This window comes from Bacillus sp. CGMCC 1.60114 (assembly GCF_042676365.1).
GTDB lineage: Bacteria > Bacillota > Bacilli > Bacillales > Bacillaceae_G > Bacillus_A > Bacillus_A rhizoplanae_A.
In genome coordinates, this window is record NZ_JBHTHG010000012.1 from 141186 (window position 1) to 157266 (window position 16081).

The following is a 16081-nucleotide window of genomic DNA, read 5'->3' on the forward strand; positions in this document are numbered from 1 at the left end:
TTTCTAAATCTTTCCTTCACAAGAGCGAAAAAGACCTCTTCTAAAGAGAAGAGGTCTTATATATCATATAAGAAACACTCTTCTCATCTATCAAGCATATCGCTTGCTGGATTTGGCACAGCACTCTACATGAGTCCGCTGCCGAGGCATCTTAGGGCCAGTCCCTCCGCCTCTCTTGATAAGAAGGTTTCATATTATATTTTGTGTAAGTCAATCCTTTATTACTTTACTCGCTGCAAAAGAAAATGTCAAATATTATTTCTATCAAAATAGTTGGTATTTTTTGATATTTATGCGAAATTAGAAATAAATCACCCATTTCACACAATTAAAGACTATCTTTTATTTTCTGAATTTCTGTTTCTAAAATGGAAAACCATAAAAAATGTTCTTCTTCATTTTTTTTCATAAGCCACTTTGCTGTATCCCAGGCTAAATTATACTCTTCTTTTGAAATATTTCCGTTTGCATACGCATCTTCTAACTCATCTTCATCTAGTAAATACATATCACCATTTTGTAACAGCACAACATCTAAATATAAATCATCAAAATAAGGCATTCCTCTCGTATCAATTTTATACTCTTTTGAAACATCAATATAATATTGTACAAGCTCTTTTTTCTCATTTAACATAGCTGTAATCGCAAAATTTTTTCCATTTATAAAATACTGTACCCAAGTATAGCCGTTATTTGCAATACAAACCTTGCCATTACGATATTGCTTGTAGCTAGGCTCTTTCACTTGTTTTATATGTAGTATACCTAACATGCCATCTTGTACCTTTTTTACTGAATATGCTCTATCAATTAGCCGTTTCCATGATGATCCATCTCCATATTTTCGTTTCATTTGCAGCCACCTCTCTCATATAGAAAAACCCTCACGTTATACGTGAGGGTTTTATCGTAATTTAAGCTGCTTGCTTCTCTGAAATCTCTTTCAAATAAGCTTGTCCTTTTTCTGCGTCATATTGTCCTTCCCATTTAGACATAACAACTGCAGCTAATGAGTTACCTACTACGTTTACTGCTGTACGTGCCATATCTAAAACACGGTCAATACCAGCGATAAACGCTAAACCTTCAGATGGAATACCTACTGTATGAAGCGTTGCTAATAATACAACGAATGATACACCTGGTACACCGGCAATCCCTTTTGAAGTAACCATTAATACAAGAAGCAATGTAACCTGTTGTGTAATAGATAAATGAATACCATACATTTGCGCTAAGAAAATGGCCGCAATTGCTTGATATAATGTTGAACCATCTAAGTTAAATGAATAACCTGTTGGAATAACGAAAGATGTGATTGCTTTCGGACAACCGAAACGCTCCATCTTTTCCATAATCTTTGGTAGAACCGTCTCTGAGCTTGCTGTAGAATAAGCTAAAATAAGCTCGTCTTTTAAAATCTTAAAGAATTGAAAAATATTAATTCCAAATAACTTTGCCGTAAGACCTAATACAACAACAACGAAGAAAATCATTGCCCCATAAACAACAATAACTAATTTACCTAGTGGAACTAATGATGCTACACCAAACGAAGAAACCGTTACGCCAATTAACGCAAATACACCAAACGGCGCAAATTTCATTACTTGATTTGTCACCCAAAACATTGAATCTGCTACACCTTGGAAGAAATTCAGAACTGGTTTCCCTCTTTCCCCAATTGCCGCTACTCCTAAACCAAATAATACAGAGAAGAAAATAATTGCAAGCATATCACCTTTTGCCAATGAATCCATAATATTCGTTGGAACAATATTTACAAATGTGTCTGCAAATGAGTGGTGCTGTACTTGTTCTGTTGTAGCTGCATACTTAGAAATATCTGTTTTTTGTAAACCAGCCATATTCACGCCTTTTCCTGGCTGGAATACGTTTGCTACTAATAAACCAACAACAATCGCAATTGTTGTAATAATTTCAAAATAAAGGATTGTTTTTCCGCCTAAACGTCCAAGCTTTTTCACATCGCCAACGCCGGCAACACCAACAACAATACTTGCTACTACAATTGGTACAACAATCATTTTAATTAAACGAATAAAAATATCACCAATCGGTTTTAGAATAGTACCAACCATCGGATTGTGATAAAAGATTGCCCCTACAGCAATACCAGCTACAAGACCAATTAAAATTTGCCACGCAAGTCCAATTCTTTTCATACTTGCTGCAACCCCCTTCTTATATGTTCTTAAATCTCTTATATTCTATTTTTCTATAAAATATAAAAATCGCAGTATTAAATATTATAAGACTATTCAATACTTTCGCCCCTATTAAAATGATAAGACAAAAATAGAAATCTGACAACTAAATAAATTTTCCTCTGTCCAAATATTTTTCTTGACAAAAACAAATCTCATGTCAGAAAACCTCACATGAAATCGATTCCTCCCTTCTTATTTCTCGATATTTATTAGGTCCCTATATACACGAATTACTATAGTATAAACGAACAATTTATACATGATTTCTTTATAATTTTCGATATTTAATAACAAATACTTAAATTTTTTTTACATTATCATTACAACAATAGACATTTTTCTCCTTCCTATGATTATATAGAATAGGGAAAGGGGACAGACAGATGAACAAAAAAATAACAGCATTTAGTTTACTGACAGCCGGCACTATGTTCGTTTCTCCATTGCTTTCACCAGCATATGCGGAGACGAGTCAAGATAAATTATCTAATATCCAATCACAATTAGAGGGTAAACAACAAGAAATACATACGAAATCAGCTGAAAAACAACAAATCGAGAAAGAGATACAAGATTTACAAAAAAAAATCGATGAATTAACTACTTCTATTAATAAAAATGAAGCAGATTTAAAAGCAACAAAAGCTGAAATCGAAAAAACACAAAACATAATTGCAGAGAAAAAGAAGAATATTGAAGAGCTGCAAAAAAAAATCGATTCACGTCAAGAAGTAATTAAGCAGAGATTACAGTCCATGCAAGAAAAACCACGTACAAATATAATTACAGAAGTATTAATTAACACGAACAATATCGCTGAACTAATAGAAAATATGTATTCTGTAAGTGTAATTTTAAATAATGATACAGATATCGTGAAACAGCAAACACAAGATCAAGAAACTGTTAAAAAAGAAAAAGAAGTGATTGAGAAAAAGGAAGCACAACTTAAGGAATCTGAACAAACATTACAGAAACAACAGCAAGAACTACAAGGAAATCAGCAACAACAACAAACATTAATTACTGATTTACACGAAAAAGCTTCAAAAGTAGATTCTGAGATGGAAAGTTTAGAAGAAGCAAAGACTACTTTAGAAAACCAACGTCAAGCTGTTCAAAATGCAATTGAAGAGGAAAAACGTGCAGAAGAAACTAAAAAAGCTGAAGAAGCAAAAAAAGCTCAAGAACAAAAACAATCTCAGCAATCTGCTCCTTCAACGCAAAACTCAACTACATCTCAAGCGAAAAATACTGGCGGTTTTATTAAACCAGCAGCTGGTAGCTTTACTTCTGGATTTAATGATCCATCACGTGATCGTCATAAAGGACTTGATATTGCAGCTCCTGGAACCGTACCAATTTTCGCTGCAGCCGATGGAGTTGTTATTCGCTCCGATTTCTCTAGTAGCTACGGAAATGTTGTATACTTATCGCACCGTATGAACGGTCAAACATATACAACTGTTTATGCTCATATGAGCAGCCGCTCTGTTTCAGTTGGACAAAAAGTAACACAAGGCCAACAACTCGGTGTTATGGGGAACACGGGTGATTCACACGGACAACACTTGCACTTCGAACTACACATCGGCGAGTGGAATATAGAAAAATCAAACGCTGTAGATCCAGCTCCTTATATTAAATAAAAAAAACTCGGCAATTGCCGAGTTTTTTTATTTATGGAAAACAAGCGAACCCCATCATTCACCTTTCCATCAGTGACGCTTTTCTCACTGATGGAAAGCTCTCACCAATCGGGCGCATGCCAGCAGTTATCCCCCACCTATCTTCTTTGTTTTTTCTGAATCTTGAGGTGGGGTCTTACTGCCCGCAAATAGCGGGATAAAAAACGGAGAATATTCTCCGTTTTTTATTAACTAAAGTACACCAATAACGTTTAAAAAGACAAAAAGAACCGTAATTGGAATAACGTAGCGAAGCAAGAAAAACCATACATGAAATAATATTTTCCCTCTTGTGCCTTTGACTTCTAATTCCTGCATTAACAACTCTTTCTTCATTTTATTTGGTACAAAAAGCGAAATTGCTAACACACCAAGTGGAAGTAATACATTACTCACCGAAAAATCCAATAGATCAAAAACTGTCTTTCCGAATAATTTCACATCGCTCATGACTCCAAATGATAATGCTGCTGGAATTCCAACTACGAAAATAAGCAATCCAATTAAGAGCGATGCTGATGGACGCTTCTTTTCATCCTCTTTCGCTACGGAAGCAACTACAATTTCGAGCATAGACATTGCCGATGTAATCGTTGCAAAGAAAAATAGAATTAAGAATAAAATAAAGAAAAAATGCCCGAAAGGAATTTTTCCAAACACAGCTGGAAGAACGATAAATAGTAACCCTGGTCCTTCTGTTGGACTAACACCTAACGCAAAAATTGCTGGAAAAATCGCTAGTCCTGCAAGTACAGTAATAAAAACTGTTAAGCTAGTAATCGATATTGCTGATTTTGCTAAATGTTCTTCTTTTTTCAAATAGGAGCTGTATGTAACCATAACAGAAGCTCCAACTGTTAGTGAAAAGAATGATTGCCCCATCGCATATAAAATTGTTTTTGCTGTTAATTTCAAGAAATCCGGTTTTAAGAAAAATTTGACACCTTCCCACGCCCCGTCCAATGTAAGAGAACGAACAATAATTGCAAGAAACAGAATAAATAATAGCGGCATCATATACTTACTTGCTTTTTCAATTCCTTTTTCTACACCTTTACTTACTATAAAAATTGTGCACAGCATAAAAATAAATTGTGCTCCAATCGCACTTACTGGATTTGAGATTGTTTCTCCAAACAACCTTGCGTAATCAACGGCATTCCCCCATAATCCACCTGTTACACTATAAAACAAATAAAGTAAAATCCAGCCCCCTACTACGCTATAAAATGCTAAAACACAAAAACATGTCACAACCCCCATGCGGCCAATCCATGGATATAATTTATTATTTGGTACTAATACTTTATATGCTGTCACTGCTTCTTTCTGCGTACTGCGACCGATAACAAATTCCGCTACTAAAAGCGGCAGACCGATAAATACTGTCATGAATAAAAAGACAAGGAAAAAGGCTCCTCCTCCACTATTTCCGGCAACATACGGAAATTTCCAAATCGCTCCAAGTCCAACTGCTGCCCCGGCTGCTGCGAGTACAAAACCAATTTTCGACGTCCATTGCTGTGTTTCTTTCATTTCTACTTCTCCTTATCTGAATATCTTCATTTCTCCTGCTTATATACTTTCAGTTCATACTCGCTCACCTCCTTTAGAAAATAAAAAAGTCCCCTACACGCTGTTATGCATGTAGAGGACGATATATGTAATATAATACCGTGGTACCACCTCAATTGGATATAATTATCCCACTTTTCAGGTACAGGAATGCTTCCGATACCTTATCCTTGTAACGGCGGAACCCGGGTTGCCTACTATTAGTTCAACATACCTCTCGCAAGCCCATTCTGTATATTTTATCGTACTGGGCTCACACCTTTCCCCAGCTCTCTGAACGCTTCAAATATACGTACTCTTCTTGCTCATTGATTTCATGTATTGAAGTCAACTGTGATTATAGAGGAGATTTCTGTATTTGTAAAGGACAAATTAATTTACATCTCCTAAATATACTTCCGTCTTTTCATGGCGAATAAAATGTTGTTGCAATCGCACACGTAGTATTTGCGGATAGAGGCGATACTGTGTAATGTTACGTAACGGTAACCACTCTATTCCAATTTGACCCGTATCTAACTCTGTTGCTCGTTCTACATTCGGTTCACTAAGAAGTGTACATGAGAACATATATTCAATTTGATGAACATCAAAATCAAACGCGGCATATTCATGATTTTTACCAATATATTCTCTAATAAACAATAATTCATTTGGTTTAACTTCCGCACCGATCTCCTCTATACACTCTCGTTTTACCGTTTCCGTAAATGTTTCACCCGGTTCTTGACCACCGCCGACCAGTGTATAATATTCCCCATATTGGTCACGCTTTTTAATTGCCAAAAAATGATCATCCCGTACAATTAATGCTTTTACTGAATTTCTGATTTTCATATCTCTTCTCCCCCTTTTCAGGAATGCATTCTTTATTTTATTCAAAAGAGGGGAATATTACAAACTATCAAAATACTAGGTTTTCATCTAACGAATAGAAAAATTTTTCTCGTTGCTGTGCATTTTGTACATAAACAGACTTAAGTACTTCCTGTAACACAGCATTCTGCGTCTTCTTATCAACTTGTAGCCGCTTCACTTTCATACGTACATCATATAAGAAATTCACATATTCCTCATAACTATCATCATATTTCCCTGCAATTTCATCACGAATTTTTTTCGCAAGCTTTGGACTTGCCCCGCCGGTAGATACAGCAATATTTAATTTCCCACGATGAATAGCTGCCGGAAAATGAACATTACCACTCTCAGGATTTGTAATTACATTTACAAGTTGATTCGGCGCTGCGTCATTTGCAATTCTCTCATTTAACAGTGCATCACTCGTTGCAGCAACAACTAAAAACGCACCTGCAAGATCACTTGCTTCATATTCTTTTTGAAACCAGCGAATTTTTTCTTCTTCGACAAGCTGAACTAAACTTTTATCAAGTTTTCTACTAATCACAATAATATTAGCTTCTTCTTGCAATAAAGGTGCAATCTTAAATGCCGCGACTCGTCCACCGCCAATGAAAACAACACGTTTATTCTTTATTCGCACTGTTAATGGGTACATGTACATCCTCCCTTATCATTTCTTCGGTACGTTCAATTAGCATATCTTGAAAAGCTTGATTCTTACTTAAATACGGACATAATACAATATGAGAATGGTTATTTTTCCGAACTGCTTTTTCAATTCTCTTCATTAACAATCCTGTAAATAAAAGATACGGAAGGATAACAATTGGGGCATTCGTTGTTTGAACAAGTTCATGTAGCTTCTCCTCAAATTGCGGCTTGGCTGCTGCTAAATAACATACTTCGACCCTTACTACCTCATCTGCAGCTTCAAACAATAACGCAATATCTCTTACATCTCTTAACGTCTCCGCATCACTACTCCCTCTCGCCACAAGTAACAGGGTAACTCGTTTGCCAATCATTTTAATTCCGCTACCATTTAGAACTGCAGTAACAAGTTTACGAGAAACACCAAATGGATTTCCATATGAAAATGACACATGAGGATACTGATTTTGTAACCGTTCTAACTCCTCAGGAATATCCTTTTTCACATGAACTGCCGCTAATAAAAAGATAGGGACAATCACAATTTCAGTTGCCCCTTTTTGTACACAAGTTGTAATCCCCTCAGCGATAGAAGGTGGTGCTAATTCTAAAAAACATATTTGTTGAATAGGAGCTGATACACGTTCCATACACGATGTAACAAAAGCAGTCGCTTCTTTACATGCTTCCTGTAAACGACTGCCATGACAAATATATAATATTGCTTTCATATTAAAGTGCTCCGCTCAGTGGATACGACTGTTCAAATGTTTGTTCAAACCAATGAATTTTCTCACGGAAGCGTACGACTTCACCAATTACAATCATACTTGGATTTTGAACTTGCTCATTTTCTGCTACAGATACAATTGTTCCTAATGTTCCTGTAATTGTACGCTGAGATGCTGTTGTCCCCCACTCAATCATGGCTACCGGTGTATGTTCACTTTTCCCATGTTTTAAAAGCTGTTCACATATATAAGAAAGGTTGCTTACGCCCATATAAACAGCAAGCGTATCCACCCCTTTCGCTAAGTTTTTCCATTTCACTTCTTCCTCTGCCCCTTCTTTCCGATGCCCTGTTACAACCGCAAAACTTGTACTAGCATCTCGGTGTGTAACAGGAATTCCCGCATACGCAGCCGCCGCAATACCAGCTGTAATGCCCGGAACAACTTCGAATGGAATACCATGTTTCACCAAAGCTTCCGCTTCTTCGCCACCTCTTCCAAACACAAAGGGATCCCCGCCTTTTAGACGCGTTACAATCTTTCCTTTCTTTGCATATTTCACTAGAAAAGCATGAATGGTTTCTTGCTTCATTGTATGGTAGTTCGGAAGCTTCCCGCAGTAAATTAAATCCGCTTCTTGCTTTGCATAAGAAAGTAACTCTTTATTCACAAGACGATCATATAAAATGACATCTGCTTGTTGAATACATTTTACTCCTTTAACAGAAATTAAATCTGGATCACCAGGGCCTGCACCAACAATGTACACTTTTCCCATACTTTCTCCCCATTTCTTCTATAAAGTGAAACTTCCATTAGTAGATTTTTTTCTACTGATGGAAGTCTGCAAATCTTCATCTTACTGCCTATTAGCAGGCCTATTAAATCGTTTCTTGTTCATGCAAAACAAAAGCTGCACCCTTTCGAATTTTCTTTTTCTCATATAAAGAAATCTCTTTCACTTCGGGTAAAGGCAAAAAATATTTTTCAAGTTCTATTTCAACAAGACGAAATGCCTGCTCTTCACTTTGTGCAACAACGACTACAGGAACAACACCATTTGCTAAAACAGCCTCAAAACGATATAAGTCCATATTGTTCACCCTCCTACGATGCAATCACTTCTTCTAAAATCGTATCTAATGCTGCTTGTAAATCCGTTATTCCAACACGACCAACAAACTCATAAAATGTTTCACTAGGAAGTTTACTTTCTTTAAAGTATGTTAAAAATGCAACGAGAACATGCGGCAAGTCTTCACCATCAATTTTTCCTTTTAGCTTTTCATTATAAGCACCGCCATCTAGTAACGTCCCGCCTACATAAATTTCAAAAGCTTCCACAATTCCTTTTTCTTTCGTTTTCATTTTGACACCTTGCAAACCGATATCAGCAATTTGCCTTTGTCCGCAAGAGTTTGGACAACCGATCATATGAATACGAACTGGCACATCCAGTACAAGCTGTGTATCTAAATAATCCGCAATATTACGTAATCTTTCTTTTGTCTCTACTAATGCCAAGTTACAATATTCAATACCTGTGCAAGAAACTGCATAACCGATAAATGACTTTGGTTTTGTAGAGATTGCTTCTAATAATGGTTCTTGCAATAGTTCGTCAATATTTTCTTTTGGTACATTCGGAATAATAAAATTTTGTGAATTACATGTACGAATTTCACCGTTTCCATACTGTTTTGCAATTCTAGCAATCTCATACATTTCTTCTGCATGTAAGCGGCCAACTGGTACATTAAAACCAACATAGTGTAAATGATCTTGCCTTTGCTTATGAACACCGTAGAAATAACCAGCATTCCAACCCTTCAATGCACTTTCTCCTCTATCATGTAAAGGTCCTGTGTATTGTAATAACTGTTCTTTAAATTTTTCTGGTCCCCAATCTGCAACAAGAAATTTCAGACGAGCTAGATGACGCTTTTCACGATATCCAAAATCACGGAAAATGGTTGCAACGGCAATCGCTACATCTTTTACTTGCTCTGGTAAAACAAATACATCTAGTTCCTCTGCTAAATATGGCCGTGCTGATAAACCACCACCTACTTTTAAATGGAAGCCAATAACTGTTTCTCCGTTAACTTCTTTCGTTGCAGGTGTAAATGCCACACAGTTAATCTCAGCATTTGCTGAATTGAACACATTCGAACTAATCGACATTTTAAATTTGCGAGGTAAATTTGAAAACTCTTCATTATGCTGAAAATATTCATATACTTCCTGCACAATTACTTGTGTATCAAACAATTCATTTTCATCAATTCCAGCAAGTGGATTCCCTGTAATGTTACGTGTAATATCACCGCATGCACCTGCTGTCGATAACCCTACTTTCTCTAGCCGCTGCAGAATATCTGGGATTTGCTCAATTTGCAGCCAGTGAAACTGAATCGCTTGACGCGTTGTAATATCAAGTACATCACGGCCGTAATCTTCGGCGATAGAAGCAAGAGCCTCCACTTGTTCGTTTGTTATGATTCCAGATGGTATATTTACACGCATCATGAAATACCCCGCCTCTTTTGGGCGCTGCAAATATAAACCTGCCCACTTAAAAGAATCCCATTCTTCTTTCGGAATAGACGCAAATCCATGCTCAGCATAATACGGAATATCTTTAAAAATTTCTAAACCGTCTTTTTCTAATTTCTTTTTTTCTGTTGCATTTAGCTTTTCATTGTTCGCCCATACTTTTTCATACCCCATCATGTATCTCCTCCTATATAAAGTGAAACTTCTATAAGTGGAGGTTTTCTTCATCCCCCACTTATGGAAAGCCCGCCCAATCGGGCGCATGCCAGCAGTTATTCCCCACCTATCTTCTTCGCTTTCTCTAAATCTTAAGGTAGGGGTCTTACTGCCCGTTAATGTGAGATAAAGCCTCTTTCTTGCAAATAAGCAATAATTTGATCTGCACATTGTTCAATAGAATGACGATGCGTTTCTACAATAACTTCAGCTTGAATTGGCTCTTCATAAGGAGAATCGATTCCTGTAAACTGCTTAATCTCCCCGCTTCTTGCCTTTTTATAAAGTCCTTTCGGATCACGTTTTTCACATTCTTCAATCGGGCACTTTACGAACACTTCAACAAATTCACCTTGTTCTAATATGTCACGTACTTGCTGACGATCTTCGCGAAACGGTGAAATAAATGCTGTTAATACAATTGTTCCATTATCAACAAATAATTTCGCTACTTCACCGATGCGGCGAATGTTTTCTGTGCGATCACCTTCCGAAAATCCTAAATCTTTATTTAAACCGTGACGGATATTATCTCCATCTAACACATAATTACCAATATTCTTATCAAATAACTTGCGAGCTACTGCGTTTGCCACCGTTGATTTACCGGAAGCTGATAACCCTGTAAACCAAAGAACAAAACTATGATTTTGGTTTTGCTTTCGGCGTTCTTCCTTTAAAACAGATGCTGTATGCCAAGTAATATTTGTCTCCATCTTTTTCTCTCCTTACTTTGTCACGACTTCTTTTTGCAAACCACGAATTAATACTTCTACAACTTCTTTACGGCTAAATGTACTTGGCGGCAGTTCTCCATTTCGTAAGAGCTCTCTTACCTTTGTACCTGATAAAATGACATGATCTTCCTTTTCATGCGGACATGTTTTCGTTGATGCCATTCCCTCACATTTCACACAATAGAAACTATGTTCAAAAAAGAGGGGTGTAATTCCTAATTCTTCTATTGTAAAGTTCGTAAAAATTTCCTGCGCTTCATACGTACCATAATAATTTCCAACACCAGCGTGATCACGACCGACAATAAAATGCGTACACCCAAAGTTTCTTCTTACAAGTGCATGAAAAATCGCTTCACGCGGCCCAGCATATCGCATCGCTGCTGGAAATACCGCTAAAAAGACACGATCTTTTGGATAATAGTTTTCTAAAAGTACTTCGTAACTTTCCATTCGAACATCAGCTGGAATATCATCTGACTTCGTTTCTCCAACAAGCGGGTTTAAAAACAGGCCATCAACAATTTCAAGCGCTGTTTTTTGAATATATTCATGTGCGCGATGAACTGGATTTCTTGTTTGAAAACCAACGATTGTTTTCCAATCACGCCGTGCAAACTCTGCTCGTGTTTCACTCGGATCTAAATGATAAGCGGCAAATTTTTCTTTTCTAATCCGTTTCACAAGCGTAATCGGTCCTCCCACGTATATATCCGGACGCTCGTATAATTTCTTAACACCCGGATGTGCTTCTTCTACCGTTTTATAGACAAGTAACGCCTCCTTTTCTTTATCAGGCGTATAAATCTCTTGAACTTGAATCACACCGTAAGTTACACCTTCTTTTACAAGCCGAACTTCTTCTCCTACTTCTAATTCCTTCGCTTTTTCCTCTGTTATAGGCAATGTAATTGGAATGCTCCAAACATCTCCATCTACTAATCGCATTGTTTCTACTACTGATACGTAATCATTCTTTCCTAAAAAGCCAGTAAGCGGGCTATATCCACCAATCGCAATGAGCTCTAAATCACTTAATGCAATTCCATCTAACTCAATTTCTTTTACGATATGTGCTGTTTTATATGTTGTATCGATTCGATTTACTAATGTTTTTATATCACTCATTTTCTTTTCCCCTTCTTTATCAAGTTTTAACAGATAGTAACTTTTACCTCGCACTAACGTGCAGTAAGAACCCGATTGGTGAGAGCTTTCTATTAGCGGGCGATAAAGAAAAAATCTACTGATGGAAGTTTCACTTTATTGATAATGAAGACCACACTCTGTTTTCAGCTTTCCGGCCCAGCGCCCATCTCTCGAATCTCCACCCGCTTGCACCTGCACTGTACATTTTTCACATCCGATGCTCGGATACCCAATATCATGGAGTGGATTGTATGGCAAATTATGCTTATATACGTAGCGCCATACTTCTTTCCAAGTCCAATGAATAAGCGGACAGATTTTAACAGATTGAAAGCGATGATCTTGATTGACAAACTGTGTATGTTTTCGCGTTTCAGACTGTTCTCTTCTTAAACCGGATATCCATGCTTTCCTACCTGTTAGCGCTTCTTCTAACGGCTTAATTTTCCTTAATTGACAACAAAGGTTTGGATTATGTTCCCATAATTTATCACCATACTCTTTTGCTTGTTCCTCAAGTGTAAGTGCCGGTTGCTTTTCAATAATATTCAAATTAGGAAATCGCTCCCTGACTTTTTTGATCAAGTCATATGTTTCTTGAAAATGAACATTTGTATCTAAAAATACAACCTTTGCAGATGGATTTACTTGGTTAATTACATGCAATAAAACCATTCCTTCTATTCCAAAGCTGCATGCATAAACAATATCCTGATCATAATGTTCATATGCCCAGCGTATTGCTTCCAAAGCGCCTTTCGTTTCGTCGTCTTCCTGAAAGGAAACAAAATTATCTTGCCATGTTTCGTACGTTAACATCGTTCTCCCCCTTCACAACGCCCATATAAAAAGGCGGCTTTAATCTATAGAAATAGATTAAAGCCGCCTCTAGTTTTTCTAGTCAGCGTGCTTATTTTAAGCGTACTTTTTCACTTTTTTCAAGCTGAATCACTTTACCATCTTGCACAACAATTGTAATAGAACCATATTTCATATCAGTAAGCATAGATTGAATCTTATTTGCTACTTCTTCAAATTGTCCGCGTACTCCCACGAACAGCCCCCCCCTTTTTCATAAAAAAAATCTTTCCCATTTCGAAAAGACTGTTCCGGTAACGTATCTACCTTATCTTCCAAAATGGATGCCATTTTGCTGGAAGTAGCACCTTACTCCTATAAAGTAGGTTGCCGGGCTTCTTCGGGCCAGTTCCCTCCGCCACTCTTGATAAGAATTATATTTGTATTTTATCACAATTCTGATTTTTTTCAATCCCAGTTTTCCGATAAATTTTATTTATTATAAAAAAAAGGAGCTGTTCACCTAAACAACTCCCCCTTCAGCTAAGTAAGAACGTAGTCATACAAGTTCCTTTACACGTATGCGATCGTTCTCAATAAGATTTTCATACGATTCTCTTTCGACAACAACTTGTGATTTTCCGTTTTTTGCAAATACAACTGACGGGCGACGAATACGATTGTAATTATTCGCCATCGAATAACCATATGCCCCTGTACAAGAAATAGCTAAGAGATCACCAGAAACAACTTTTGGAAGCTCTACATCCCAAATGAGCATATCTCCACTTTCACAACATTTGCCCGCAATTGAAACAACCTCTTCAGCAGATTCATTCGCTCGGTTTGCTAGCAATGCTTCATAACGAGCTCCATAAAGTGCTGGGCGAAGATTATCTGTCATACCTCCATCAACTGATACATATTTACGGATGCCTGGAATATCTTTAATTGCACCTACTGTATACAACGTTGTTCCTGCATCTCCAACAATACTACGGCCTGGTTCCACCCAAATTTCTGGAAGTGGATATTCGCATACTGTAAACTGCTCGCGTACCGCATCCGTCACAGCTTTCACATATTCACCAAGGGCAAGCGGTGTATCCCCTTCCGTATAACGAATTCCAAAACCGCCCCCTACATTTAATACTGGAGCTACATAGTTCATTTCTTTTCGCACTGTTTCCAAGAAATTCTGAAGCACTTCAATCGCACGAATAAATCCTGCCGTCTCAAAAATTTGCGATCCGATATGAGAATGAATTCCTAATACACGATAGTTTGATTTTTCTAATGCATTTTTTATCGCTTGTGATGCATGCCCTGTTGAAATACCAAAACCAAACTTAGAATCATCTTGCCCGGTTGTAATATATTCATGTGTATGCGCTTCTACTCCCGGCGTCACACGCAATAAGATATTCACAATTTGCCCGTATTCTTTCGCTAAATCATGCAATACTTCTAATTCAAAAAAGTTATCTACAACAAAACAGCCGATGTTAGCTTCTAATGCCATTCTTATTTCTTCTTCTGTTTTATTATTACCATGAAAATGGATGCGCTCTGCTGGAAATCCCGCTTGCAATGCCGTATATAGTTCTCCACTGGAAACAACATCTAGCGACATGCTTTCTTCGGCAGCTAACCTGCACATTTCCATGCACAAGAACGCTTTGCTTGCATACGCTACTTGATAAGAGAACCCACTTTCCCTAAAAGCACGATGAAATGCACGACATTTCTCACGAATTGCTGCTTCATCGTAAACATAAAGTGGTGTCCCATATGCTCTTGTAAGTTCAGTAGCATCGCATCCTCCAATTTCTAAGTGTCCTTGCTCATTAATGCGGCTTGTGCCGTGTAAATACATGTGAATTCCTCCCTTATTTTCGCAAAACCCTCTATTACATTTATTATTTATTACTATTATTCCTAATTTGGATAAACAAAAAACGCGCGGAACAATGTTCACACGCGTTTCTTATTAGAAGAATATATGACGAAAAAATAAACGTAGTGTTATTTTCTCAAATAAGAAACCGCATCAAACATCTCCTAATAGCTCTCCATAAGCAAAATACTTATGACAGTACTACATTTATTCAATGCAGTCCCAATATATGAATGAAGTGGTCATTCATATATTTCGGCGATAACCCCTTTCAACCTATGATCACGAATACCACTTTATTTCCCATAGTTTACTTTTGATTATCGCAGCCTCTACCTTTGAGTGTAGATGAGGTAAGTCTATTTAATTTTCAAGCATCTTTTTGTTGCTATTAACAATAACAAATGACTAATTTATTTGTCAAACACTTTTTTTATATTGGTTTAGGACAAGTGAGTTTCGTATTATCTGGTAAGCGCTTTACATCTATATTTTTCACAGTCCATTCACCACTATCATTTTCAAATATAATCGTTACTTTTTCAAACGGAGGAAGCTTTTTCCCCGCTGTTCCTGGCTCATATTTAATTATTTCAATAGATGCCTGAAACAAATATGTACCACTGTACATTTTTTTTAGACTAACAATTTTCGGACAATCGTACGGCTTTTGTTTTCCATAATGTTTTTGAATTGCTTCATTTATCCTTGGAAACAACACAGAATAAAGCGCATCTTCTAGTAATAACGGTTCATGCTCAGCAGAGAAAGAAGCTGGATTTCCAAGTAAAATGAAACAACTTAATATAAAACAACATATTTTCTTCATAGTACTCCTCCATCTTTCAATCAATGCCTTTATTTTATCCTTCTCTTCTTTTTCTATCCAATTGTTAGAAAATCATCCACAATTTCGCTATGTTTTTATATAATAGTACACATAGTAAAAAACATATAGATATGTAGCCTATCATATACATAAAAA

The 16081-nt window shown here is 36.9% G+C and carries 16 protein-coding genes, 3 riboswitches and 1 other annotated feature; of the genes, 1 reads left to right on the forward strand and 15 read right to left on the reverse strand.

Annotation, left to right across the window (positions count from 1 at the left end; genetic code table 11):
* Positions 1 to 80: 80 nt before the first annotated feature.
* Positions 81 to 185: riboswitch (SAM riboswitch) on the reverse strand.
* Between the two features lie 143 nt (positions 186 to 328).
* Both ACFQZ1_RS06725 and gltP read right to left on the reverse strand, forming a co-directional pair.
* Entirely contained in the window at positions 329 to 856 is a 528-nt protein-coding gene (locus tag ACFQZ1_RS06725) for a ribonuclease FAU-1 family protein (protein ID WP_377881341.1), read from the reverse strand.
* A gap of 61 nt (positions 857 to 917) precedes the next feature.
* Positions 918 to 2189 (reverse strand): glutamate/aspartate:proton symporter GltP, encoded by a 1272-nt coding sequence (gene gltP / locus ACFQZ1_RS06730; protein ID WP_377881343.1) that lies wholly within the window; start codon positions 2187 to 2189, stop codon positions 918 to 920.
* Positions 2190 to 2617: 428 nt separating this feature from the next.
* Between gltP and ACFQZ1_RS06735 the strand changes: the two genes are divergently transcribed.
* Complete coding sequence (locus ACFQZ1_RS06735; RefSeq protein WP_377881344.1) at positions 2618 to 3883, forward strand: murein hydrolase activator EnvC family protein; 1266 nt, start codon at positions 2618 to 2620, stop codon at positions 3881 to 3883.
* Between the two features lie 231 nt (positions 3884 to 4114).
* On the opposite strand, the gene ACFQZ1_RS06740 is transcribed toward ACFQZ1_RS06735, so the two are convergent.
* The 13 genes from ACFQZ1_RS06740 to ACFQZ1_RS06800 form a co-directional block, all read right to left on the reverse strand.
* On the reverse strand, positions 4115 to 5458 hold the full coding sequence (locus ACFQZ1_RS06740; RefSeq protein ID WP_377881345.1) for a sodium-dependent transporter: 1344 nt from the start codon (positions 5456 to 5458) through the stop codon (positions 4115 to 4117).
* A 111-nt stretch (positions 5459 to 5569) separates the two neighbouring features.
* Positions 5570 to 5815: a binding site (T-box leader), on the reverse strand.
* A 54-nt stretch (positions 5816 to 5869) separates the two neighbouring features.
* Positions 5870 to 6334, reverse strand: coding sequence for an NUDIX domain-containing protein (locus ACFQZ1_RS06745; protein WP_377881346.1), 465 nt, complete (start codon positions 6332 to 6334; stop codon positions 5870 to 5872).
* A gap of 67 nt (positions 6335 to 6401) precedes the next feature.
* Positions 6402 to 7016: an NAD(P)-binding protein gene (locus ACFQZ1_RS06750; protein WP_377881347.1), complete on the reverse strand. Its 615-nt coding sequence runs from the start codon at positions 7014 to 7016 to the stop codon at positions 6402 to 6404.
* Entirely contained in the window at positions 6985 to 7743 is a 759-nt protein-coding gene (locus ACFQZ1_RS06755) for a sirohydrochlorin chelatase (protein ID WP_377881348.1), read from the reverse strand. The genes ACFQZ1_RS06750 and ACFQZ1_RS06755 overlap by 32 nt, the downstream gene beginning before the upstream one ends.
* Position 7744: 1 nt before the next feature.
* Positions 7745 to 8521, reverse strand: coding sequence for a uroporphyrinogen-III C-methyltransferase (gene cobA / locus ACFQZ1_RS06760; protein ID WP_377881349.1), 777 nt, complete (start codon positions 8519 to 8521; stop codon positions 7745 to 7747).
* A 103-nt stretch (positions 8522 to 8624) separates the two neighbouring features.
* Positions 8625 to 8837 carry a DUF3906 family protein gene (locus ACFQZ1_RS06765; protein ID WP_377881350.1) on the reverse strand — a complete coding sequence of 71 codons (213 nt, stop codon included), beginning with the start codon at positions 8835 to 8837 and terminating at the stop codon, positions 8625 to 8627.
* 13 nt (positions 8838 to 8850) lie between these two features.
* Entirely contained in the window at positions 8851 to 10473 is a 1623-nt protein-coding gene (locus ACFQZ1_RS06770; protein WP_377881496.1) for a nitrite/sulfite reductase, read from the reverse strand.
* A gap of 158 nt (positions 10474 to 10631) precedes the next feature.
* Complete coding sequence (gene cysC, locus ACFQZ1_RS06775; protein ID WP_377881351.1) at positions 10632 to 11231, reverse strand: adenylyl-sulfate kinase; 600 nt, start codon at positions 11229 to 11231, stop codon at positions 10632 to 10634.
* Between the two features lie 12 nt (positions 11232 to 11243).
* Entirely contained in the window at positions 11244 to 12380 is a 1137-nt protein-coding gene (gene sat / locus ACFQZ1_RS06780; RefSeq protein ID WP_377881352.1) for a sulfate adenylyltransferase, read from the reverse strand.
* 135 nt (positions 12381 to 12515) lie between these two features.
* Positions 12516 to 13220 (reverse strand): phosphoadenylyl-sulfate reductase, encoded by a 705-nt coding sequence (locus tag ACFQZ1_RS06785; protein WP_377881353.1) that lies wholly within the window; start codon positions 13218 to 13220, stop codon positions 12516 to 12518.
* A gap of 91 nt (positions 13221 to 13311) precedes the next feature.
* The gene (locus ACFQZ1_RS06790) at positions 13312 to 13455 is read right to left on the reverse strand and encodes a YezD family protein (RefSeq protein ID WP_377881354.1); all 144 of its coding nucleotides are present in this window, start codon (positions 13453 to 13455) and stop codon (positions 13312 to 13314) included.
* A 69-nt stretch (positions 13456 to 13524) separates the two neighbouring features.
* A riboswitch (SAM riboswitch) is annotated at positions 13525 to 13633 on the reverse strand.
* 125 nt (positions 13634 to 13758) lie between these two features.
* Positions 13759 to 15075: a diaminopimelate decarboxylase gene (lysA, locus tag ACFQZ1_RS06795; RefSeq protein ID WP_377881355.1), complete on the reverse strand. Its 1317-nt coding sequence runs from the start codon at positions 15073 to 15075 to the stop codon at positions 13759 to 13761.
* 181 nt (positions 15076 to 15256) lie between these two features.
* Positions 15257 to 15439: riboswitch (Lysine riboswitch) on the reverse strand.
* Positions 15440 to 15529: 90 nt separating this feature from the next.
* On the reverse strand, positions 15530 to 15925 hold the full coding sequence (locus ACFQZ1_RS06800) for a DUF3888 domain-containing protein (protein WP_377881356.1): 396 nt from the start codon (positions 15923 to 15925) through the stop codon (positions 15530 to 15532).
* Between the last annotated feature and the right edge of the window lie 156 nt (positions 15926 to 16081).